This is a genomic window from Nereida sp. NH-UV-3 (genome assembly GCF_042939535.1).
Classification (GTDB): domain Bacteria; phylum Pseudomonadota; class Alphaproteobacteria; order Rhodobacterales; family Rhodobacteraceae; genus Nereida; species Nereida ignava.
Genome location: NZ_CP132157.1, coordinates 1,778,577 through 1,798,123, shown reverse-complemented (window position 1 = coordinate 1,798,123; position 19,547 = coordinate 1,778,577). Strand labels below are relative to the sequence as shown.

The 19,547-nt window shown below is 53.6% G+C and carries 21 protein-coding genes; 12 read left to right on the top strand and 9 right to left on the bottom strand.

The genetic code is table 11. The features are described 5' to 3' along the window. Entirely contained in the window at positions 1 to 366 is a 366-nt protein-coding gene (locus NeNHUV3_RS08885; protein WP_391480967.1) for a dihydrodipicolinate reductase, read from the bottom strand. Positions 367 to 431: 65 nt separating this feature from the next. Further along, positions 432 to 1,241: a 4-hydroxy-tetrahydrodipicolinate reductase gene (gene dapB, locus NeNHUV3_RS08880; protein ID WP_341246791.1), complete on the bottom strand. Its 810-nt coding sequence runs from the start codon at positions 1,239 to 1,241 to the stop codon at positions 432 to 434. A gap of 75 nt (positions 1,242 to 1,316) precedes the next feature. On the opposite strand from dapB, the gene rbfA reads away from it, so the two are divergent. From rbfA to NeNHUV3_RS08835, 9 genes are all read left to right on the top strand, one after another. Further along, complete coding sequence (rbfA, locus tag NeNHUV3_RS08875; protein WP_391480965.1) at positions 1,317 to 1,733, top strand: 30S ribosome-binding factor RbfA; 417 nt, start codon at positions 1,317 to 1,319, stop codon at positions 1,731 to 1,733. A gap of 4 nt (positions 1,734 to 1,737) precedes the next feature. Further along, positions 1,738 to 2,463: a phosphodiester glycosidase family protein gene (locus tag NeNHUV3_RS08870; protein WP_391480964.1), complete on the top strand. Its 726-nt coding sequence runs from the start codon at positions 1,738 to 1,740 to the stop codon at positions 2,461 to 2,463. Between the two features lie 14 nt (positions 2,464 to 2,477). Continuing rightward, on the top strand, positions 2,478 to 3,389 hold the full coding sequence (gene truB, locus NeNHUV3_RS08865; protein ID WP_391480962.1) for a tRNA pseudouridine(55) synthase TruB: 912 nt from the start codon (positions 2,478 to 2,480) through the stop codon (positions 3,387 to 3,389). After that, positions 3,386 to 3,892 carry a DUF1643 domain-containing protein gene (locus tag NeNHUV3_RS08860; RefSeq protein WP_391480960.1) on the top strand — a complete coding sequence of 169 codons (507 nt, stop codon included), beginning with the start codon at positions 3,386 to 3,388 and terminating at the stop codon, positions 3,890 to 3,892. The genes truB and NeNHUV3_RS08860 overlap by 4 nt, the downstream gene beginning before the upstream one ends. A gap of 112 nt (positions 3,893 to 4,004) precedes the next feature. Further along, positions 4,005 to 4,316, top strand: coding sequence for a hypothetical protein (locus NeNHUV3_RS08855; RefSeq protein WP_391480959.1), 312 nt, complete (start codon positions 4,005 to 4,007; stop codon positions 4,314 to 4,316). A 159-nt stretch (positions 4,317 to 4,475) separates the two neighbouring features. Beyond that, a complete protein-coding gene (rpsO, locus tag NeNHUV3_RS08850) occupies positions 4,476 to 4,745 on the top strand; it encodes a 30S ribosomal protein S15 (RefSeq protein ID WP_048598717.1) in 270 nt (89 codons plus the stop codon). A gap of 277 nt (positions 4,746 to 5,022) precedes the next feature. Beyond that, positions 5,023 to 7,173, top strand: coding sequence for a polyribonucleotide nucleotidyltransferase (pnp, locus tag NeNHUV3_RS08845; RefSeq protein WP_048598716.1), 2,151 nt, complete (start codon positions 5,023 to 5,025; stop codon positions 7,171 to 7,173). 201 nt (positions 7,174 to 7,374) lie between these two features. Then, positions 7,375 to 7,917: a L,D-transpeptidase gene (locus NeNHUV3_RS08840; RefSeq protein WP_391480957.1), complete on the top strand. Its 543-nt coding sequence runs from the start codon at positions 7,375 to 7,377 to the stop codon at positions 7,915 to 7,917. Between the two features lie 68 nt (positions 7,918 to 7,985). Beyond that, positions 7,986 to 9,410, top strand: a complete 1,425-nt coding sequence (locus NeNHUV3_RS08835) for an aldehyde dehydrogenase family protein (RefSeq protein WP_341246785.1) — start codon at positions 7,986 to 7,988, stop codon at positions 9,408 to 9,410. A 71-nt stretch (positions 9,411 to 9,481) separates the two neighbouring features. Here NeNHUV3_RS08835 and NeNHUV3_RS08830 read toward each other — a convergent pair whose 3' ends face one another. From NeNHUV3_RS08830 to NeNHUV3_RS08805, 6 genes are all read right to left on the bottom strand, one after another. Then, a complete protein-coding gene (locus NeNHUV3_RS08830) occupies positions 9,482 to 10,129 on the bottom strand; it encodes a pseudouridine synthase (RefSeq protein ID WP_391480956.1) in 648 nt (215 codons plus the stop codon). A 24-nt stretch (positions 10,130 to 10,153) separates the two neighbouring features. Further along, the gene (locus tag NeNHUV3_RS08825) at positions 10,154 to 12,598 is read right to left on the bottom strand and encodes an FAD-dependent oxidoreductase (RefSeq protein WP_391480954.1); all 2,445 of its coding nucleotides are present in this window, start codon (positions 12,596 to 12,598) and stop codon (positions 10,154 to 10,156) included. Between the two features lie 69 nt (positions 12,599 to 12,667). Continuing rightward, positions 12,668 to 15,112 (bottom strand): FAD-dependent oxidoreductase, encoded by a 2,445-nt coding sequence (locus NeNHUV3_RS08820; RefSeq protein WP_391480952.1) that lies wholly within the window; start codon positions 15,110 to 15,112, stop codon positions 12,668 to 12,670. A gap of 2 nt (positions 15,113 to 15,114) precedes the next feature. Continuing rightward, positions 15,115 to 15,426 (bottom strand): GFA family protein, encoded by a 312-nt coding sequence (locus NeNHUV3_RS08815; protein ID WP_391480951.1) that lies wholly within the window; start codon positions 15,424 to 15,426, stop codon positions 15,115 to 15,117. A gap of 59 nt (positions 15,427 to 15,485) precedes the next feature. Further along, a complete protein-coding gene (locus NeNHUV3_RS08810) occupies positions 15,486 to 16,049 on the bottom strand; it encodes a helix-turn-helix domain-containing protein (RefSeq protein ID WP_048598709.1) in 564 nt (187 codons plus the stop codon). Between the two features lie 85 nt (positions 16,050 to 16,134). Next, on the bottom strand, positions 16,135 to 16,617 hold the full coding sequence (locus NeNHUV3_RS08805; RefSeq protein ID WP_391480949.1) for a GAF domain-containing protein: 483 nt from the start codon (positions 16,615 to 16,617) through the stop codon (positions 16,135 to 16,137). A 97-nt stretch (positions 16,618 to 16,714) separates the two neighbouring features. Here NeNHUV3_RS08805 and NeNHUV3_RS08800 point away from each other — a divergent pair, with 97 nt between their 5' ends. The 3 genes from NeNHUV3_RS08800 (at position 16,715) to NeNHUV3_RS08790 (ending at position 19,169) form a co-directional block, all read left to right on the top strand. Further along, positions 16,715 to 17,050 (top strand): STAS domain-containing protein, encoded by a 336-nt coding sequence (locus tag NeNHUV3_RS08800; RefSeq protein WP_391480948.1) that lies wholly within the window; start codon positions 16,715 to 16,717, stop codon positions 17,048 to 17,050. Beyond that, positions 17,043 to 17,525 carry an ATP-binding protein gene (locus NeNHUV3_RS08795; RefSeq protein ID WP_391480947.1) on the top strand — a complete coding sequence of 161 codons (483 nt, stop codon included), beginning with the start codon at positions 17,043 to 17,045 and terminating at the stop codon, positions 17,523 to 17,525. The genes NeNHUV3_RS08800 and NeNHUV3_RS08795 overlap by 8 nt, the downstream gene beginning before the upstream one ends. 72 nt (positions 17,526 to 17,597) lie before the next feature. Then, positions 17,598 to 19,169 carry a gamma-glutamyltransferase family protein gene (locus NeNHUV3_RS08790; protein WP_391480946.1) on the top strand — a complete coding sequence of 524 codons (1,572 nt, stop codon included), beginning with the start codon at positions 17,598 to 17,600 and terminating at the stop codon, positions 19,167 to 19,169. A gap of 4 nt (positions 19,170 to 19,173) precedes the next feature. On the opposite strand, the gene hspQ is transcribed toward NeNHUV3_RS08790, so the two are convergent. Beyond that, the gene (gene hspQ, locus NeNHUV3_RS08785) at positions 19,174 to 19,500 is read right to left on the bottom strand and encodes a heat shock protein HspQ (protein WP_048598704.1); all 327 of its coding nucleotides are present in this window, start codon (positions 19,498 to 19,500) and stop codon (positions 19,174 to 19,176) included. Positions 19,501 to 19,547: the final 47 nt, after the last annotated feature.

The following is a 19,547-nucleotide window of genomic DNA, read 5'->3' as shown; positions in this document are numbered from 1 at the left end:
CTAGCGCAGTGATAAAACCGCCGAACGTCCTGCGCCACGATCTGATGTAAAGCGTAACTTGTTATCGTTCACGCGCACCTCTTGGCAGTTGTAGCCAATGTCACGCGATCCCCACTTAAGATTTCTACAAAAATAGCCTGATTGCCACGCCCAATCGCCAGTCACGGCACGACCAAGTGCGCGGCCCATAATCTCGCCCGTTTCTTCAACACGCAATTTAATGCCCGGGTAGTGAAGTGACTTGCCTTGGATCACGCTGCGAAAGCGTTCTTCGTTATCAATCTTCGCAAAACCATCGGCCTGCGCTGCAGACGCAAGCGCACATGTTCCAATCAAAATAGTGGCAAAGACATTTCCCAAGCCCATGGTGCGATCCTCGTTGACATACACTGTTGTTACGCAAGGCATGCCAATTTGGATCAATCAGCGGCCTAAAGGCCCAAAACGTCGAACATATCGTATTGCCCAGGCCCGCGCGATTGACCCCAAAGTGCAGCCTTTAGGGCACCGCGCGCAAAGATCGCTCTGTCTGTTGCCATGTGGCGCAACACAATACGCTCACCAGCGGCGGCAAACATCACGTCATGCTCTCCAACAATATCACCACCACGGACCACGGCAAAACCGATATCGCCGCGTTTGCGGGCGCCCGTCATGCCATCGCGTCCCGCGTCGCGCACATCGCTCAGTGCAACACCGCGACCCGCTGCAGCAGCCTCGCCCAACATCAATGCAGTTCCGCTTGGAGCATCCACTTTGTGGTGGTGGTGGGCTTCTATCACTTCGATGTCAAAATCCTCATCCAGCGCTTTGGCCACCATTTGGGTAAGTTTCGTCAGCAAGTTTACACCCAGAGACATGTTTCCCGCGCGCACCTGAACCGAGTGACGGCTGGCCGGCTCAAGCCGCTCGATCTGCTCGTCCGTGAAGCCCGTCGTGCCGATGACGTGCACCGCACGGGCCTGTGCAGCGATGGCCGCAAACTCAATCGTCGCTTCGGGAGCGGTGAAATCAATGACTGCCTGTGCTTGTGCAAATGCAGCAAGGGCATCGTCGCTGACGATCACGCCCATTTCAGTACCACCCATCGCAACGCCGATATCACGGCCGATCCAGTCGTGACCCGCACGCTCAATCGCACCAACCAATGTGCAGGCATTACTCTGGGAAATTGTCTGGCACAGCATCTGCCCCATCCGGCCAGAAGCACCCGTTACCACTATTTTCGGCAAATCAGTCATCATTCTCTCCATATTCCGTACCGTCCTACGACACCTACGCTTGGCAAGGAAGGCCATCCGTCATACATCCCGCGTATGGCAAAGAACAAATTTGATAACTCTGGTGCTCCGTCCCAACGCCAATTGCGCGTTGGCGAGCTTATTCGCCGCACTCTGTCGGAGGTTTTGACACGTGGAGAAATCCACGATCCAGACCTGAACCGGCTGTATCTATCTATTGGCGAAGTGCGCGTAAGCCCCGACTTGCGGATTGCGACTGTTTACGCGCTGCCATTGGGCGGGGACAAAAAGGAAGAGGCAATCGCCGCACTTAAGCGCAACAAAGGTGAGTTGCGACACGCGCTTGATAAAAAGCTGACCCTACGCTTTTCGCCCGAGCTGCGGTTTTTGGCGGATGACACCTACGATCAAATTGATGCGACCAAGAAATTGCTGGCCCAAGACGTTGTGCGCCGTGATGCGCAAGCGCCCAGCGACGACGCCGAGGACTAAAGCAATGCGGCGTGCGCTTCTCACGTTGGCCTTTTGGGCCGCGGGCACATGCGCGCTTGCAGATGTTCAACCAACGACATGCGCCGTTCAAAGCCATGAAGGTGCTGAATATACCGTTTGTACTGTGGACGACCCGTCCGTGTTGCGACTGCATCTTAGGGGTGACGATGGTGAGGTCATTGGCAGTTTCCGCCGCCTTGAGGCCACCCAAGGCCCCCTGCCTTTTGCGATGAACGCAGGCATGTATCATCCGGATCGATCACCCGTCGGTTACTATGTGGAGGACGGCGTTGAAATCATGCGTGTCATCCCAAACGCAGGCCCCGGCAACTTCGGGCTGTTACCAAACGGGATCCTGTGCATCACGCCCAGCGCCGTTCGGGTTATTGAAACCCTCGCTTTTCAGCAATCCCCACAGCCCTGTGTCCATGCAACACAATCCGGTCCGATGTTTGTGATTGACGGCGAATTGCATCCCCGCTTTTTGCCCAAAAGCACCTTTACCAACATCCGCAATGGCGTTGGCACTACCGACAATGGCAAGACCGCCTTTTTCGTCATGTCGAACGGGGCTGTTACGTTCCACCAGATGGCGCTCTTTTTCAGAGGTGCCCTTAAAACACCCAACGCGCTTTACTTTGACGGGCGCATAAGCAAGTTACACGCCCCATCCCTTGGCCGCTCTGATATTGGTCAGCCGATGGGCCCGATCATCTCTGCCTCACACTAACACCGAGTATTTACATGGCACGACGCAAAAATGGCCGCGATATCAGCGGCTGGATCATCATTGATAAACCCGCAGGTCCCACGTCTACGACTGTGGTGAACAAAGTGCGTTGGGCGTTCAATGCCAAAAAAGCAGGGCACGCAGGCACGCTCGATCCTGATGCGACCGGCGTTCTGGCCGTAGCGTTGGGTGAGGCCACAAAAACCATTCCCTACATCACAGACGCGCTTAAGGCATACGAGTTTTCCGTGAAATTTGGTGAGGCAACCAACACTGATGACGCAGAGGGTGAAATCATAGCACGCTCTGACACCCGCCCCACGGACGATGACATCAAAGCAAAACTTCAGGCATTTCTGGGCGATATTGAGCAAGTGCCCCCAAAATTTTCAGCCGTGAAAATCGATGGTGAACGCGCCTATAAACTCGCCCGTGATGGTGAAGACTTCGAAGTCGCCGCGCGTCCACTTTTTGTTGACGAGATTATCCTGAGTGACCGGCCAGATGCGGATCACGCGATTATTGAAATGACCTGCGGCAAAGGCGGATACGTGCGATCAGTCGCGCGTGATTTGGGCGACGCGTTGGGCTGTTATGGTCACGTTGCATGGTTACGCCGTGTATGGTCAGGCCCTTTTGACGTAGAAAACGCGATCGGTCTTGAGCGCATTGAAGAGCTTGCGCGTACCGCTGATATTGACGACCTGCTGCTCCCGCTTGAGTTGGGTCTGAGCGATCTACCACATCTGACATGTGATGCAGCAGCGGCCACGCGGTTTCGCAACGGCAACCCTGCCATGGCAATTGGCGCGGCGGAATATGGCGAAGAAGCGTGGGTAAGCCACCAAGGCGTCCCTGTCGCTGTTGGTATTTTCAAAGCGGGCAACCTGCATCCTTCGCGGGTGTTTAACTTACCTGCCGAATGATCACACGAACACATATCAAAGATGATGCGCCGTCCGTAGCGGTCTATTCAGATTGTGAGAAATACCGCTACTCCCTCACGCGCACCTGGGACCAATCCCAAGAGCACGTTTTGTTCGTTATGCTAAACCCGTCCACCGCAACAGAGGTGCAAAACGACCCAACTGTTGAGCGTTGTGAAAGGCGTGCGCGGACCTTGGGCTTTGGCAGCTTTTGCGTGACCAATATCTTTGCGTGGCGTGACACAGACCCACGCAAAATGCGCGCTTCAAAAGACCCAATCGGTCCGAATAATGACGCCGCAATCACGCAGGCGGCGGTCATCGCAAATCAAATTGTCTGCGCATGGGGAACACACGGTGCCTTTATGCAGCGAGGCGCCTTTGTGAAAGGACTACTCGTTCAAACGGGCAAACCGCTATCGCATTTGGGCTTGTCCAAAGACGGGCACCCCAAACACCCGCTTTATATTGCCTACAGTCAAAAACCTGTACTTTGGACTTAACTGCGAACAAATCTCACTAAAGCCCAAACTCTTGCCACAGTTCGCGGCGGACACCTCCACATCCTTGCCACAGATCACCCGTCTTTGGGCGATAGTTTGAGTAGGGGTTAAAATGTTAAAGCTAATATCACCAGAGCCATCAATCCGTCCGCCAAGCTTTGCCCAATGGGCATGGCAATATCCGTGTAATATTGCGGAGTTCAGGCCCGACACAGACCAGCTGATTGTGATTATTGATGACGAGAAAACCTATGACCCCAGTGAAGTGCAACTGCGGCCACGCTTGAATGGCACGACCGAGGTTTTGTTGGCGGGGCAAACGATTGGGACAGTCACGTCTAACGCTATTGAGGATGTCTCCGATTTGGTGGTGATGCGTATGTCGGATGCTTACGGAACGGTGATTGGCCCCGCTGCGGAGTAAACTAGGCTGTAACGCAGTAAGCCGAGCGCAAAGAATCGCTTCCATTTACAGCCATCTGCGCCTATACGCCCTCATCCGCGCTTTGTGTGGATACCTCCATGGGCCCTGCTGAACGACATCTCGGCTTGCGCCATCACTCTAACCTTAAAGGAGACCCCGATGTCGATTACAGCTGAAACAAAAGCACAGATCATGAAAGATTTCGCAATCAAAGAGGGTGACACTGGTTCCCCCGAAGTTCAGATTGCAATCTTGTCGTCGCGCATCGCGACCCTGACTGAGCACTTCAAAACACACAAAAAAGACAACCACGGTCGCCGTGGCCTTTTGAAAATGGTTGCTCTGCGTCGTAAGCTTTTGGACTATGTCCGTGGCAAAGACGAAGCACGTTACCAAGACCTGATTAAGCGTTTGGGCCTGCGCCGCTAAGCGCATTTCAAACCAGTCGAATACGAAAAGGCCGTCTGTTAAATCAGGCGGCCTTTTTGCTTTCTATCCTACCGCCCCAAAGGCCATTTTCGGACGCTATACGCCGGAATATTGGCGGCCTTGCGGTATTGCTTCCCAAACTGCCCTTTCTGTTGTATTGCGCCGCTATCTGAAAGTTGGCGCCCGGATTCCAGCGCCCACCAAATAAGATATCGGGATCAGAGGGAATTCGCCCTCTACGCTAATGGCCCCACGTGGGCCGAACTAGGAAACGTATATGTTTAACGTCACGAAAAAATCTATCCAATGGGGTGAAGAAACCCTCACGCTTGAGACAGGCAAAGTTGCTCGCCAAGCTGATGGTTCTGTTATCGCTACTTACGGTGAGACATCCGTAATGGCGAACGTCACCTTCGCAAAAGCACAAAAGCCGGGCCAAGACTTCTTCCCGCTGACAGTGCACTACAACGAGAAATACTACGCTGCTGGTAAAGTCCCCGGTGGCTTTTTCAAACGCGAAGCCCGCCCAACAGAAAAAGAAACACTGACATCGCGCCTGATCGACCGTCCGATCCGTCCGTTGTTTGTTCCTGGCTTCAAAAACGAAGTTCTGGTGATCTGTACTGTTCTGTCGCACGACGGCGTAAACGACCCTGACATGGTTGCAATGATCGCGGCATCTGCTGCGCTGACCATTTCTGGTGCTCCATTCATGGGCCCAATCGCTGCGTGCCGCGTCGGTTATGAAGATGGCGATTACATCTTGAACCCAGAGATCGACGATATGCACGATCTAAAGAACAACCCTGATCAACGCCTTGATCTGGTTGTTGCCGGCACAAAAGACGCTGTGATGATGGTTGAATCAGAAGCTTACGAGCTTACTGAAGCCGAGATGCTTGGCGCTGTGAAATTTGCTCACGAGCAAATCCAACCAGCGATCGATCTGATCATTGCTTTGGCTGAAGATTGCGCCAAAGAGCCGTTTGACTTCCAGGCACCTGACTACAGCGATTTGTTCGCAGCAGTTAAAGCCGCTGGCGAAGAGAAAATGCGCGCGGCATATGCAATCGGTGACAAGCAAGAGCGCACAACCGCTGTTGCCGCCGTCAAAGAAGAAATCAAAGCAAGCCTGTCAGAAGAGCAGCTCGCAGACGAGAACCTTGGCACAGCGCTCAAGAAACTCGAAAGCGGCGTTCTGCGCGGTGATGTTGTGAAAAACGGCAAGCGCATTGACGGTCGTCGTACGGATGAAGTCCGCGACATCGTTTGTGAAACTGGCTTCTTGCCACGTACACACGGCTCAGCCCTGTTCACACGCGGCGAGACACAAGGCTTGGTTGTGACCACTTTGGGCACGGGCGATGACGAGCAGATGATTGACAGCCTTCAGGGCATGTATAAGTCGAACTTCTTGCTGCACTATAACTTCCCTCCCTATTCCGTTGGTGAAGTTGGCCGCTTTGGCCCTCCCGGTCGCCGCGAAATCGGTCACGGTAAACTCGCATGGCGGGCTCTTCAGGCTGTTCTGCCAGCTGCAACAGACTTCCCGTACACTGTGCGCGTTGTTTCTGAGATCACTGAATCAAACGGTTCGTCTTCAATGGCGTCAGTTTGTGGTGGCTCTTTGTCCATGATGGACGCTGGTGTGCCGCTTAAATCAGCTGTTGCTGGTGTGGCTATGGGCCTCGTTCTTGAAGATGACGGATCATACGCGATCCTGACCGATATCCTTGGCGACGAAGATCACCTTGGCGATATGGACTTCAAAGTGGCGGGTACCGAAAAAGGTATCACATCACTTCAAATGGACATCAAAGTCGCAGGCATCACACCTGAGATCATGGAAAAAGCACTCGACCAAGCAAAAGACGGTCGTATGCATATCCTTGGCGAGATGAACAAAGCGCTGTCTGGCGCGAGTGAATTCTCTGCTCACGCGCCGCGCATTGAAACAATGCAGGTTCCAACGGATAAAATCCGTGAGGTCATCGGTTCTGGTGGTAAAGTGATCCGTGAAATCGTTGAAACATCCGGCGCTAAAGTCGACATCAACGATGACGGCATCATCAAGATCGCCTCTGCAAACGCAGAAGCCATCCAAAAAGCCTACGACATGATCTATTCCATCGTGGCAGAGCCAGAAGTGAACGCGGTCTACACCGGTACAGTCGTCAAAATCGTCGACTTCGGTGCATTCGTGAACTTCTTTGGTAAGCGCGATGGCTTGGTACACGTCAGCCAAATCGAAAACCGCCGTTTGAACCACCCATCCGACGTCCTCAAAGAGGGCCAGGAAGTGAAAGTCAAACTGCTGGGCTTTGATGACCGCGGCAAGGTTCGCCTTTCTATGAAAGTAGTGGATCAAGCAACTGGCGAAGAGATCAAAGAAGAGCCGAAAAAGAAAAAAGGCGACGAAGAAGAATAAATTCTTTCTCACCGCTTAATCATCTCAAAGCCCTGCTAGAAATAGTGGGGCTTTTTGTTATCTGGTCGCTGTCTGAGGCAAAATTTTGTGATGCGGCGGCTTTCGTTTTGCGCCCACATTTCGCCTTATGTTAACCTTAAAGGCCGTAAACGGTGTCTTGTTATGATTTCTCGGCGATCTTTTCTTTTTGCATCACCTGCCTTGCTTGCAGCTTCTCCCGCTGCGGCGTTCTTTAAGCGTGCAGCGAAAGACTCGAATGGCGCGTACGAGCTGGAAGAGCATTTCAAACCCGCGATGGTTAAAGTTCCTGAATCGTGGCGCGTAGGCAGTATTCGGGTGTTGTCAGACCGGTTTCAGCTTTTTCATATTCGCAAGCGTGGCGTGGCGTGGCGCGTGGGCGTTTCCTTGGGTGAACAAGGCCTTGATTTCAAAGGCCGCGCCACAATTCACCACAAAGCTGAATGGCGCCGCTGGACCCCGACGCCCCGTATGCTCAAACGAAGACCAGACCTTTATGCTCAATACAAAGGCGGGCTTGATGGCGGCGATCCGCGTAACCCCATGGGCGCGGCAGCGCTTTACATGGCAGTGAACGGGCGCCCCACATACTACCGCATTCACGGCACCAACATACCGTGGTCAATCGGGCTGGCCTATGAGACTGGCTGCATCAAACTGCGCAATGATCACATGCAAATGCTTTATCCGCACGTAAAGGTCGGAACCCGCATGTTAGTGACGTAACTGAGGCTTGAACGAACCCGCCTCCTCGTGACAGTGTGCACAAAATTTAGGCCGTCAGGGAGCGCAAAATGAACACTCAGGAATTCTACATCAACGGTCAATGGGTCGCCCCCAACAGTGCTGCAACGATGGATGTCATCAACCCCTCAACCGAGGAAGTATGCGCCACGATCGCCATCGGGGATCAGGCTGACACAGATGCAGCAGTCGCAGCAGCGAAAGCCGCATTTCCCGGCTGGTCCCAAACAGACAAAGCTGACCGCGTCGCATTGTTGCAAAAGTTCCGCGACATTTACGTGTCCCGCGCCGAAGACATGGCCCAAGCAATCTCAACAGAGATGGGCGCACCGCAGCAACTTGCACGCGTTCAACAAATTGGCGCCGGCACATGGCACATCGACGGCTTTTTGAAAGCCTTTGACGGGTTTGAATTTGAAAAAATGCACACACCAACCGAGGCTACACTTCTGGAGCCGATTGGCGTTTGTGCTTTGATCACGCCTTGGAACTGGCCAATGAACCAGATCATCCTGAAAGTTATTCCCGCCATCGCGACCGGCTGTACAGTCGTGCTGAAACCATCCGAAGTATCCCCGCTGTCGGGTATTTTGTTTGCTGAATTCATGCATGAAGCGGGGTTCCCTGCTGGCGTGTTCAACTTGGTAAACGGGGATGGACCCGGCGTTGGCTCACAACTTTCATGCCACCCTGATGTGGACATGGTCAGCTTCACAGGCTCATCACGCGCAGGTATCGCAATTTCGAAAGCCGCCGCTGACACTCTCAAGCGCGTCAGCCTTGAATTGGGCGGCAAAGGTGCAAACATCATTTTCGCCGATGCAGACGAAGATGCTGTAAACCGCGGAGCAGCACGCTGTTTCCGCAACTCCGGCCAGTCATGTAACGCCCCCACACGTATGCTTGTCGAACGCAGCCGCTATGATGAAGCAGTTATCCAAGCCGCAGCAACAGCAGAAGCAACACGCGTCGGTCCTGCATCTGAAGAAGGCGAGCACATTGGCCCCGTCGTGTCAGAAGCACAGTTCACCAAAATCCAGGACCTGATCGAGATTGGCAAGAAAGAAGCGCGCCTTGTCGCTGGTGGCACAGGCCGCCCAGACGGCTTGAACCGTGGCTATTTTGTTCGCCCGACAGTTTTTGCTGATGTGAACAACGACATGGAAATTGCGCGGACCGAGATTTTTGGCCCTGTGCTGTCAATCATTCCGTTTGACACCGAAGAAGAAGCTGTCGCACTGGCAAATGACACTGTCTACGGTCTTACCAACTATGTGCAAAGCTCGGACGATGCCAAGCGTATGCGCGTGGGTCGTCAACTGCGCTCAGGAATGGTTGAAACCAACGGCAAAGGCTTTGCTCAAGGCTCGCCTTTTGGCGGCTATAAGCAGTCAGGCAATGGCCGCGAAGGTGGTGCGTTCGGTCTTCATGAATTCCTTGAAGTCAAAGCACTATCCGGATTTGTCGCCGAATAGGAACTGCGCTAGAAACAAAAAGAAGGCCTCGCAACATGCGGGGCCTTTTTCGTTACGCCTATTGCCGCTGCCTAAAATGGGACCTTTGCGCGGAAACGGTGACGCTGCCCACCGTCGGGATGGTGCAATTCCAACACCTCTGAGTGCAGCATCATACGTGGATATTCTGCCGCTGTTTCAGGCGCATAGAACGGGTCGCCAATAATCGGATTTCCCATGCTAAGGCAGTGAACGCGCAACTGGTGGGACCGGCCCGTTTGCGGGAACATGCGCAGCCGCGTCTCGCCGTCCAAGCGCTTAATCACTTTCCAATTGGTGACCGCAGGCTTGCCCATCTCATGACAAATCTTCTGTAGCGGGCGGTTTGGCCAATCGACGATCATCGGCAAATCTACAGTGCCCTCGTCCCCCTCAACACTGCCATGCACCCGCGCAACATACGTCTTTTTGGGGCGGCGTTTTTCAAACTGCAGGTTGATATGACGTTGGGCATAAGGAGTCAGCGCCCACACCATGACGCCACTCGTGTCGCGATCAAGCCGGTGGACCGTCAACGCTGTTGGAAACACCGCACGGACCCGCGCCTCAAGGCAATCAGCCAGATGTTCACCCTTGCCGGGAACACTCAACAAACCCTCAGGTTTGTTCACCACAACAATCTCATGATCGTCGTGCAAGATCTCTAGCGGGATATCGGGCGGGGCATAGGTATCACTCATGCCCCGCCTTTACACTGAATTATCTCAGACCTTAACCCGTTCTGACTTCGGATCGTAGAAAGGTTTCATCTGTGCTGTCGCCTCAACGCGCACACCGGCTACATCGATCTCAAATTTTGAACCGAGCATCTCAGCAGCGGTCTCACCTTTGCACGGCACGTAGCCCATGCCCATTGCGGCTCCTTCGTTGTGACCGTAGGCGCCAGAGGAAAGATATCCGACCACCTCACCATCGCGTAAAATAGGCTCGTTGTGATACAACAGCGGCTCTGGCTCGTTCAGTTTGAATTGCACCAAACGGTTCTCAAGGCCCGCGTCCTGTTTGCGCAAAATTGCATCGCGACCAATGAAGTTTTCTTTGTCCTTTTTGACCGCAAAGCCAAGCCCCGCTTCAAGGATGTGATCCTCAGCAGTAATATCATGGCCAAAGTGCCGGAAGCCTTTCTCAATCCGGCAGGTATCCATCATGTGCATCCCGCATAGGCGCACGCCAAGGTCAAATCCGGCTTCAGCGACCGCCTCAAAAACATGACCGCATTGATCCGCAGAGACATAGACTTCCCACCCAAGCTCACCGACATATGTGACGCGGTGAACGCGGGCGAGGCCCATGCCGATCTCAATTTCTTGGGCAGTGCCAAAGGGATTTACTTCGTTGCTGAAGTCATTCGGCGATACAGCCTGCAACAACTCACGAGAGCGCGGCCCCATAATTGCCAGCACACCTTCACCAGCAGTAACATCCATGATCACAACGTTGAAATCACCGCGGTGACGCATCAGCCAGACCTGATCCGCCTGACGTGTCGCAGCAGGCGTCACGACCAAATAGGATGTCTCGCCAAGGCGTGTTACAGTCACATCCGCCTCAATGCCGGCGCGGTTATTCAAAAACTGCGTATAGACGATTTTGCCAACAGGTACCGAATAATTACCGCCAGCGACATAGTTCAAGAACGCCTCGGCATCTGGCCCCTCAACGCGGATTTTGCCAAATGATGACATGTCGTACATGCCCACGTTTTGACGCACGGCCATGTGCTCTTCGCGGACATTGTCAAAGAAGTTTTGACGCGACCAGCTATATTCATACGCAGGCTCCTGCGCTTCACGAGCGAACCAGTTGGGGCGTTCCCAGCCAGCAAACTCACCCATCACCGCACCACGTTCTGTCATATGGTTATGGAAAGGTGAGCGCCGCACACCGCGTGCTGTTTCTTTTTGTTTGAACGGAAAGTGATCCTTGTAAAGCAGTCCCAACGTTTCTTTGGAACGCTCATACAAATACTTCGCATTCGACTGAAACGGCTGCATCCGTGCAATGTCCACATCACCCAGATCAAACGGTTTTTCACCGCTATCCATCCACTCAGCCAACGCGTGACCCGCCCCACCAGCAGATTGAATGCCGATCGAGTTGAAACCACATGCCACCCAGAAATTATCCAACTCGGGCGCAAGACCAAGATGATACGCATCATCGGGCGTAAAGCTTTCCGGGCCGTTAAAGAATGTATGAATACCCGCCTCAGCAAGCAGCGGCACACGGTCCACGGCTTTTTCCAAAATAGGCTCAAAATGATCAAAATCTTCGGGCAGTTGATCAAATTCGAAATCCTCAGGAATGCCATCCATCGCCCAAGGTTTGGCTTCGGGCTCGAACGCACCAAGCAAAATCTTACCGGCATCTTCTTTGTAATACGCATATTCGTCAGGCACCCGCAGGACGGGCAGCTGCGTCATGTCGGGAATGTTTTCAGTGACAATATAGAAGTGTTCACAAGCATGAAGCGGCACCGAAACGCCCGCCATTTTACCAACCTCACGGCCCCACATGCCACCACAGTTTACGACCATGTCTGCTTCGATATGACCGGTATTTCCATCCTCAGTTTGCCAATCGACACCGGTGACGCGTTGTCCTTCTTTGGCGATGCCAGTCACTTTAACGCGTTCTTTAATAAGCGCGCCGTTCTGACGCGCGCCCTTAGCTAGCGCGAGTGCGATGTTGGCCGGATCGCCCTGCCCGTCCTTGGGCAGATAAACTGCACCGACAACCCCATCGAGGTTGATATGCGGGTAAAGCTCTTGGACACGCTCGTTAGAGATTTCCTCAACCTCAACACCGAAAGCGCGCGCCATTGCAGCTTGGCGGTAGATCTCTTCACGCCGCTCTTCAGTCAGCGCAACCGTGATTGAACCACAGCGTTTGAAGCCCGTAGCAACACCAGTTTCTGCTTCAAGCTCGCCGTAAAGTTCTTGGGAATATTTAGCCAATTTCGTCATGTTAGCCGTTGCACGGAGCTGCGCAATCAGGCCCGCTGCGTGCCACGTTGTGCCAGACGTCAGCTGCTTTCGCTCAAGCAAGACAATGTCTTTCCACCCTTTTTTCGCAAGGTGATAGGCGACAGAACAACCAATTACGCCACCGCCAATGATGACAACGCGGGCTTTTTCAGGAAGGCTCATCAGAAGGATCCTTAAAGATAATGAAAATGAAAGGCGCAGCCCCGAGTGGCCGCGCCGAAGCCAAATAAATTACGCGCGGATGCGAGCGTTCTCAGGGTCCCAAAGGGGCTGATCTTCTTGCACCACTGCCGCCATACGCTTGCCGAAGACATCAATCTCAAGCTGAGTACCAGCAACCGCCGCATCAATGCGAACCATGCCCAGCGCAATGGCCTGATCACACCGGTAACCATAAGCGGCAGATGTGACTTCACCGACCACTTCACCATTTGCATAGACCGGCGCCATATAGGGTGCGTCTTGCTCGCCCGCCTCGACAGTCATGGTGACGAAAGCTTTCTTACGCCCCTGCTGGTGCTCTGCTGCGATAGCCGCTTTGCCCACGAAGTCCTGCGGTTTATCGAGGCGCACAAAACGCTCCATCCCGCTTTCAAGCACTGTGTAGTCTGACGAGAGATCACCCTTCCACGCACGGTAACCTTTTTCGATCCGCATACTGTTAAGCGCATACATCCCGAACGGCGTTGCACCGGCAGCAAGCACAGCGTCATAGATGGCCTTGATGCTGCCCATCGGTGCATGAATTTCCCAGCCCAATTCACCAGCGAAGCTAACACGGATCAAACGCGCCTGTTCACCAGCCACAGTTGCATCTTGGATCGTTAGCCACCCCAACGACAGATCACCATCGGTCAAGCCAGCCAACAATTCGCGCGACTTCGGTCCCGTTAGGATGAGGGTCGAATAGTCATCCGTAACATCCACCAACTCAAGACCATCAGGCAACCGGTCACGCAGCACTTCAAAGTCATGCCACTGCGCAGGTGCTGCGGTGATAAGTTGAAACTCGTCTTCGCCTAAACGGCCAACAGACATCTCAGTAAGAAGGCGGCCTTTGGTGTCTGCGAAATACGCCAGGTTCATCCGGCCAGTCTTTGGCAAGGCGCCCGTGATTGTGGATCGAAGCGCCTCAGCAGCACCTTCGCCCTTAAGGATGAACCGCGAAAACCCGGGCAAATCCAGAACACCTACACCGTCACGCACCGCCTCTACTTCAGCTTTGATGCGGGGTTCCCATGGACCTGCGCGGTCCCATGTTTCTGTACTCTCTATTGAGGTATCATCACCGTCTTTGGCAAACCAGTTCGCACGCTCCCAACCGTTATAAGCTCCCATCACACCGCCGTTTGCGCGAACGGTCGCATCATTGGGTGACAGCTTTTTGTCACGCCCTGCAGGCCATTCTTTGTGCGGGAAATGCATTCCGTATTCATGGCCATAAGTCTCGAGCGACTTTTGCAAGTTGTAGTCGAAATCAGCGTGCGCGGTGTAGCGGCGGGGATCAACGGCCCACATATCGTTTGAGGTTTCTCCGTGGATCAGCCACTCGGCCATCGCTTTACCTGCTCCACCACCTTGCACGATACCAAATGTAAAGCTGTGCGCCTCAAAGGCGTTTTGCACACCAGGCATCGGACCTATCATCGGCAAGCCATCAGGCGCATATGGAATTGGGCCGTTAATGTTGCGGCCAACGCCACCGGTCCCAAGCAAAGGCACGCGCTCCATCGCGTCTTCAATGTACCATTCCAAGCGGTCCAGATCATCGGGATACAGCTGGAAGCTGAAATCGTGCGGCATTGGATCTTCTTTGGTAGTCCAATGCGCTTTGCAGTTGAATTCATATGGTCCAAGATTCAGACCGTTTTTGTCTTGGCGCAGATAATAGCTGCTATCTACGTCGCGTATCATTGGTGTCTTGCGCCCATTTTCTTGGGTCCACTGTTTGATCTCGTCAATCTCTTCGGTCAGAAAATATTGGTGTGACATCACCGTTAACGGCACATCGCGGCCACCGAAAGGCTTGAACCACTCACCCACACGCGCTGCATAATACCCCGCCGCGTTCACAACTTTCTCGCAGCGGATATCGCCTTTTTCCGTGTGAACGATCCACTCATCCCCATCACGTGATACACCTGTCGCTGGGCAAAAGCGCTGGATATTGGCTCCCAAATCGCGCGCACCTTTGGCAAGTGCTTGGGTCAGTTGTGCGGGGTCAATGTCACCGTCAAGCGGGTCCCAAAGGATACCTTCAAGATCATGCGTCTCAACAAAGGGGTTATAATCCTTCATCTCTTCGCGGGTGATCATATCCATCTGCAAGCCCATCGCGCGGGCTTGTCCAGCAACTTTTTCAAACTCCATGGCACGTTCTTTGGTGTGCCCCAAACGCAGCGCACCCGTGACATGATAATTCATCGGGTAGTCGACCTCATCCGCGAGGCCACGGTACATCTCAAGCGAATAGCGCTGCATATTCATCACGGCCCAATTGGGCGCAAAGTTGGGGCAGTTGCCCGCCGCATGCCATGTCGAACCCGCTGTCAGCTCGTTCTTTTCCAGAAGCACACAGTCCGTCCAACCTTCTTTGGCAAGATGGTAAAGTGTGGAGACACCCACAACACCGCCCCCAATAATAACAACCCGCGCTGTCGTTGGAAAATCCGCCATGTCTAGTTCTCCCTTTGCGGTAAATCATCCGCGATTGTGTAATAGTCGCCCTTGGCGCCTACGTGTATGTGTTCATCAAGCTGGCCCTGGGTTGGCCCATCAATGGCCCCAAGCGAGAAACTAACGCTTGGCTCGCCAGCTAGTTTCCAAAATAAAACGCTGCCGCAGGTCGGGCAGAAGCCGCGCTGTGCTGTCTGCGAAGACGCAAACCACGACACCGCGCCAGTGATTGAAATACCTGTGTCGCTTACTTGGCCCGCCGCCCAATAGTGGCCCGATTGCTTGCGGCACTGTGTGCAGTGACATGCCGCCATTCGCATGACGGGTTCAGTCACTTCAAAACTGCAGCCCCCGCACAGGCATGACCCGCGCATCAATAAACCGGTGGCGCGATAACCCAGACCGCCTCACATGTTTCACTGTAGGGGTTCGCCCACCGAAAAGGTTGACCCTTCACGCGGAAGCTGTCCCCTTTTGAAAGGGTAAACGTCTTGTCCGCGATGGTTACGTCAAGTTTGCCCCGCACAATATATCCAACCTCTTGCGTCGGGCGCTCGACGAACTGCTCAAGAACGGCGCCCACTGCAAAGCTTGAATGCACCACCTCAAAGTCATCGCTAAGATCAGGCGACAAAAGCTCCTCAACCAGACCGGCGGCGCGTGATCCGATTGGGCGGCGCGCGCCCGCACGAACGATCAGCCCCTCCTCGTCGGGGGCTGCATTTACGCGAAACAAAGACGACACAGACACATCAAGTGCACGCGCCATGTCACGCAAATCATTGATTGAAGGCTCAGACATATCGCGCTCAACCTGCGACACCCAGCCGACAGAGCGACCAAGCGTATCCGCAAGATCTTGCAGCTTCATACCTCGCGCTTTGCGCAGGGCTCTTAAGTCAGCGCCAAGCGTTTTGACTGGCTGTTCATGTCGCACGACTCAAACCTCTTCGTGAAAAAATAATGCGTTATTTCACGTAGCCGGAAAATTCTGGCTTTGCCAAGATAAAAATTTCACTTGGCTAAAGAACTTTTTGAAAAACGCGGTGCAGCAAAGATGTCATCTGCTGAACGTCTTCATTTGTAAAAGCAGCAGGCTGATCGCTGTCCAAATCGAACACCGCCAAAAGCGCACCATGCCCATCAAAGACGGGCAAAACCAACTCAGACTGCGTGGAAGACGCACATGCAATATGCCCCTCAAACGCATGAACATCCGCAACCAACTGTGGGGATTGAAGACGCGCTGCAGCGCCACAAACACCCCGAGAAAACGGAATCTTTAGGCATCCGTGCCCACCTTGGTAGGGACCGATTTTCAAAACTTCGGGTTCTGTCACGCGGTAAAACCCAGTCCAATCAAACCGATCATCCGCGTGATGCACCTCGCACACGACTGTCGCCATCAGAGCAATCTCATCTGTTTCACCTTCAGTCAGCGCATCAATGGTTTTGTGCAAAGCGGGATAATCAATCATGACGGGCGGCTCCGGTTTGGTGATCATTTTAGATAAATGCGTTGCGGATCACGCGGACACAAGAAAGGAATTAGTAACAGTTGCGCCTTTACACCCGTCCACAGGGTGAACCGGAGGGCAAAAGGTGAGACTAACACAAACAACGACGCCAGCAGGGCTGATCTTGCGCGTCGAAGAGGCAAGGATTGACGCGATGGCGGCGATTGCATTCAAAGACGCGATGAGAGCCGCCACACAAGACGAGACAGGCCGTGCGATACTTGATCTTAGCGAAGTAACATTCATTGATTCCAGCGGGCTTGGTGCGATCGTTGCGGCACTTAAACAAATGCCAGATGGCACAGCGTTAGAGCTTGCCTGCTTGTCTTCAGCTGTCGAAAAGGTTTTCAGCCTGACCCGCATGGATACTGTTTTCAAAATTCACAAACAACTGCCAGTGACGTATCCCGCAGATGTGTGAAAAAGCTTTGAGCCAACCACGCCCCGTTGAGGCGTCTAATATGCTTTTTGAAGTGCAGTGTGAAGCCACTCCGGCAGGTATTCGGCGCGTGCTGAGTAGCATTCGTACGCAACTGTCCGAACGCACTCTGGGTGGCGCCGAAACAATTACCATTGCCGAATTAGTACTGGCAGAAATTCTCAACAACATCAGTGAGCACGCTTATAGCAACACAGATTGTGGCACGATCAATGTCATGGCCGATGATCTGGTTTGGGCGTGGCAGTTTCACGTATTTGACAAAGGCATGGCCAGTCCCGAGGCTGTGCAGCTGCCAACTGAAGCAGCTACACCTGAGGCAAGTCGCCTACCTGAAAGTGGTTTCGGCCTAATCATCATCAACACCTTGGCTGACAATCTTGAGTACAAGCGCAGCAACGGCACAAACCACCTAAGCTTTGTCATCACCAAGGTGCCAGCGCCCACACCACATTAATTTGAAAGCCCCATAGACGAGCCAAGGATTTAGCCTAATGTCTGCTCAACCAGATCATAAGCGAGGCACGTCATGCGCGATTTCCACAAACCACACCGTTCTTCCGTTTTCGCGCAAGATGCGATGGTGGCAACATCCCACCCAATCGGTAGCAAAACCGCGCTTGATATCATTGCAAAGGGTGGCAACGCGATGGACGCAGCTATCTCTGCAGCAATTGTACTGGGACTGTGTGAACCACAAATGACCGGGCTAGGCGGCGATTGCTTTGTTCTGTTCACGCCGCCAAACAGCAACGACATCAAGGCCATGAACGGATCAGGCCGCGCGCCCGCTGGCCTTTCCGCCGCTAAATTACGCGCGGAGGGTCATGACACTATTCCACTCCGCGATGCTTCTGCCGTCACAATTCCCGGCGCTGTTGATGCCTTTGCCCGGCTCTCCAAAGACTGGGGGCAGCTACCCTGGGATGTTCTGCTGCAACCGTCTATGCACTACGCCGAGCACGGGATACCCGTTGCGCCACGTGTTGCCTTTGATTGGGCGGAGGGGCTTGAAGCACTTCAGGGAAGCGCGCGTAATCAGTTCCTCAAGGGCGGCGAAGTCTACAAAACCGGTGAACTATTCCGCGACCCACGACAGCTGAAATTGTTGCACCACTTGGCCGAACACGGCCGCGATGGTTTCTACACAGGCGCAGTCGCTGAAGAAATGGTAGCGACGCTAAATGCGGCTGGCGGCACGCACACCATGGACGACTTTGCCAGCACCCAGTGCGATTACACACAGCCCATTTCCGGCACCTACGGTGATTTGGAAGTGGTCGAGCACCCGCCAAACGGACATGGTGCGACAGCGATCCTCATGATGAACATGATGAAGCGCTTTGACATTAAATCCATGGACCCGTTCGGCGCAGAGCGCGTGCATATTGAAGCCGAAATCGCAAAGCTTGCCTATGACGCACGCAACCGGTTCATTGCTGATACAGGCACGCCAACCGATTATTTGTTGTCCCAAGATACTGCCGACCGTTTGTGCGACCTGATTGATCCAAAACAAGCGATGGCTGATCCCAAAGCCATCTCGGAAGCTGTTCACAAAGATACGATCTACATCACCGTAGTCGATAAAAACCGGATGAGTGTTTCGTTGATCTATTCTGTATTTCACGGTTTCGGTTCTGGCATTGCCACACCCAACTACGGGGTTTTGTTCCAAAACCGTGGCGCTGGCTTCACGCTTGAAGAAGGTCACCCAAACGAGGCTGCGGGCGGCAAGCGCCCAATGCACACAATCATTCCGGGCATCGTCAAAAAAGCAGGTCGCGTGCTTATGCCGTTCGGCGTGATGGGTGGCGCATATCAACCAAATGGGCATGCGCGTTTGATCAGCAACATGGTCGACTTTGACATGTCAGTTCAAGACGCCATTGATGCGCCCCGTTCGTTCGCGGACAAAGGGACCCTGAAGGTTGAGCGCGGCTACAGCGACGATATGCGCAACGAACTAACCAGCCTTGGCCATACTGTTGATGTGCCAAACACCCCAATTGGCGGCGCGCAAGCGATTTTTCTGCATGACAACGGTGTGCTGGAAGGCGGCTCTGATCCGCGCAAAGACGGATGCGCCTTGGGCATCTGACCTGCTAGTTTAGCTGGTATTGCAGTTGGTAGGCCCCATCATTGAAGGGGCCAAACATCTCGTCCAAATCGGGATGGCCAACTGGCTCTCCGGAGTAGTCTGCGATTAGGTTTTGCTCGGAAACATAGGCTACATAGTAACTTTGCTCATTTTCCGCCAAAAGGTGATAGAAAGGCTGGTCCTTCACAGGCCGGCTTTCCTCGGGGATTGAGTCGTACCACTCTTCGGTGTTGGCAAACTCTGCATCCACGTCGAAAACCACACCGCGGAACGGGTGGTTTTTATGCCGAACGATTTGGCCCAGATAGTATTTTGCGCGCGTTTTGAGCATAGCGTTGTAACCCCCGAGGCCATTGCCTAAACTTTGCGACAACGTGA

Coding starts and splice junctions, on each gene's coding strand:
- NeNHUV3_RS08885 (WP_391480967.1), bottom strand. CDS start 366: ATGGGCTTGGGAAATGTCTTTGCCACTATTTTGATTGGAACATGTGCG.
- dapB (WP_341246791.1), bottom strand. CDS start 1,241: ATGACTGATTTGCCGAAAATAGTGGTAACGGGTGCTTCTGGCCGGATG.
- rbfA (WP_391480965.1), top strand. CDS start 1,317: ATGGCAAAGAACAAATTTGATAACTCTGGTGCTCCGTCCCAACGCCAA.
- NeNHUV3_RS08870 (WP_391480964.1), top strand. CDS start 1,738: ATGCGGCGTGCGCTTCTCACGTTGGCCTTTTGGGCCGCGGGCACATGC.
- truB (WP_391480962.1), top strand. CDS start 2,478: ATGGCACGACGCAAAAATGGCCGCGATATCAGCGGCTGGATCATCATT.
- NeNHUV3_RS08860 (WP_391480960.1), top strand. CDS start 3,386: ATGATCACACGAACACATATCAAAGATGATGCGCCGTCCGTAGCGGTC.
- NeNHUV3_RS08855 (WP_391480959.1), top strand. CDS start 4,005: ATGTTAAAGCTAATATCACCAGAGCCATCAATCCGTCCGCCAAGCTTT.
- rpsO (WP_048598717.1), top strand. CDS start 4,476: ATGTCGATTACAGCTGAAACAAAAGCACAGATCATGAAAGATTTCGCA.
- pnp (WP_048598716.1), top strand. CDS start 5,023: ATGTTTAACGTCACGAAAAAATCTATCCAATGGGGTGAAGAAACCCTC.
- NeNHUV3_RS08835 (WP_341246785.1), top strand. CDS start 7,986: ATGAACACTCAGGAATTCTACATCAACGGTCAATGGGTCGCCCCCAAC.
- NeNHUV3_RS08830 (WP_391480956.1), bottom strand. CDS start 10,129: ATGAGTGATACCTATGCCCCGCCCGATATCCCGCTAGAGATCTTGCAC.
- NeNHUV3_RS08825 (WP_391480954.1), bottom strand. CDS start 12,598: ATGAGCCTTCCTGAAAAAGCCCGCGTTGTCATCATTGGCGGTGGCGTA.
- NeNHUV3_RS08820 (WP_391480952.1), bottom strand. CDS start 15,112: ATGGCGGATTTTCCAACGACAGCGCGGGTTGTTATTATTGGGGGCGGT.
- NeNHUV3_RS08815 (WP_391480951.1), bottom strand. CDS start 15,426: ATGGCGGCATGTCACTGCACACAGTGCCGCAAGCAATCGGGCCACTAT.
- NeNHUV3_RS08805 (WP_391480949.1), bottom strand. CDS start 16,617: ATGATCACCAAACCGGAGCCGCCCGTCATGATTGATTATCCCGCTTTG.
- NeNHUV3_RS08795 (WP_391480947.1), top strand. CDS start 17,043: ATGTGTGAAAAAGCTTTGAGCCAACCACGCCCCGTTGAGGCGTCTAAT.
- NeNHUV3_RS08790 (WP_391480946.1), top strand. CDS start 17,598: ATGCGCGATTTCCACAAACCACACCGTTCTTCCGTTTTCGCGCAAGAT.
- hspQ (WP_048598704.1), bottom strand. CDS start 19,500: ATGCTCAAAACGCGCGCAAAATACTATCTGGGCCAAATCGTTCGGCAT.